Genomic DNA, 1,849 nt, shown 5'->3' with positions numbered 1-1,849 from the left:
GTTGCTACAGAAATAGCTGGTTGTGGGTTACCTTTAAAAGAATAATTACTATTATTTCCTATATGAGTCAAACTAGCCCACTCTAGACTTGCATATTTCCTAACAGCCATCTCTATTTCTCCTTTCATAATCAAATCTAAAATACCTTCTCGTTTATGTTTCAATATTGCTAAACATAATTTATCCTGTGATTCTTCATCAAAACTTTGAATATTATATTTCTTGCAATAGTCTCCCTTTTCATCATATACTTTTTTGTTTTTAATGGTACGTTCTCCTTTTAACCATTTCCAAGTATATTGCATTATTTGATATGCTCCAGCAGCAGAAGAACCATTATATACTTTTTCTGGATGTTTACTAAAATCAGTTATTTCATTTCCTCCAAAAGCTATCCTATATCCTCTTTGAGGATCTATTTTCTCCCCTTTTATATTAAGTTCTCCTGTTCCTTCTCCTATTTTCAGCATTCTCATAAAAGCCCGTATTCTTTCCTCACATACACATTTCTTTTCTTCCAACTCAATTCTTTTAACTTTTCCTATGCCTAAGATTTCACTAACCTTCACAGCAGCTTCATTTTCTGCCAATTTAGTTAGCTCAGAATAAGAATGTAATATTAGAGAATACCATTCTCTTATATAAGCTCCTTTTTCTTTACCTTCTTTCCCTTTAATCTTAAATACAGCAATTATATTTGCTTTATCTAATTTACACTTAGAAGTATCTAACTCTACTAAAAGCTCTCCTTTATTATCTATTTTTCCCTTAGTAGAATGGAATGGTTCCCCTTTTATATTATGAGTCTCAATATCACTCCAAAGTTTCCAATTCTACTTTAATAATTCAATAATTTTTCCATTTTCTTGAATTTGATATTTTTTATAAGGGATACTTTCTTTTATAATGTTATTTTTACCTTTATTTTTATAAAAAATAATTTCTAAATTTTGTGTGATAATAAATGATTTTTCAAGCCACCAGTTCATGTTATCTAAATTATAATTAAAATTAAGACAATCAATTATTACTTCTTTCTTTTTATCAACTGTTATTATTTTAAAATTTTGGCTAACAAACAAATAAAATTTATTTGAATTGTTTTCAATAGGTAATATATAACCAATATTCTCTTTTTCTGCGGGAAATTTGTCCATTATTAATTTTTCTACAAAATCAGCTCCTTCAAAAGAATTCTCAATAAAGGAATCACTAGTTTCTCCATTATCATTACGAGAATTTTCATACCATATCAAATACTTCGATGAACTAAAAGGAAGATTATTAGTTTCATTAATATGAATCTTTTTATCTATATTATCTTTCTTATAATTTTTCTCACGCCATTCATTTATATCTATAATCTTTCCATCTATATTTATCACTTTGATATTGTCACAATTCCCCTTTTCGACATAAAAGGTATAATAAGTTTCATATCTTATCTCTGAATTATATCCCACTTCTATTTTATAAAAAGGTATTTTATCTATCTCAGTGCTGTCAGTTATTAAAAAAATACCTTTTTGGTAATTAAAAAGAGAATCTAATAATCTTCTTTTTTTAATAACTTCTCCCAAATTTAAAATAGTATTTTCAGCTTTTTCTGAGAAACAAGGTTTTTCTTGTTTCTCAATAGTTTTTATAGTATTCCTTTTTGGTTGATTGCATGATATAAAAAAGAATGCGAGAATTAAATATATTATTTTCATGATTTATTTTAATTTTTCCAATAGTTCTAAATCTTCTTTTATACTTTCTATTTCAGAAACATGAGAAGGACACTGAAGCTTACAATTCAACCATTTTTTATAATCTTTTACAACACCGTTAAAAATATTTTTTACAC

At 26.5% G+C, this 1,849-nt stretch carries 2 protein-coding genes; both read right to left on the bottom strand.

Annotation, left to right across the window (positions count from 1 at the left end; genetic code table 11):
• The coding region (locus OO775_RS13825; protein ID WP_264847813.1) for a glycoside hydrolase family 24 protein at nucleotides 1-590 on the bottom strand (590 nt) is incomplete at its 3' end.
• 243 nt (nucleotides 591-833) lie between these two features.
• Nucleotides 834-1,712: a hypothetical protein gene (locus tag OO775_RS13820; protein ID WP_264847812.1), complete on the bottom strand. Its 879-nt coding sequence runs from the start codon at nucleotides 1,710-1,712 to the stop codon at nucleotides 834-836.
• Nucleotides 1,713-1,849: the final 137 nt, after the last annotated feature.

Origin of the sequence: Capnocytophaga catalasegens (assembly GCF_026005215.1) — a bacterium.
GTDB lineage: Bacteria > Bacteroidota > Bacteroidia > Flavobacteriales > Flavobacteriaceae > Capnocytophaga > Capnocytophaga catalasegens.
Note: the sequence above shows the minus strand (reverse complement) of the source record. Positions and strands in the feature narration are given on the sequence as shown.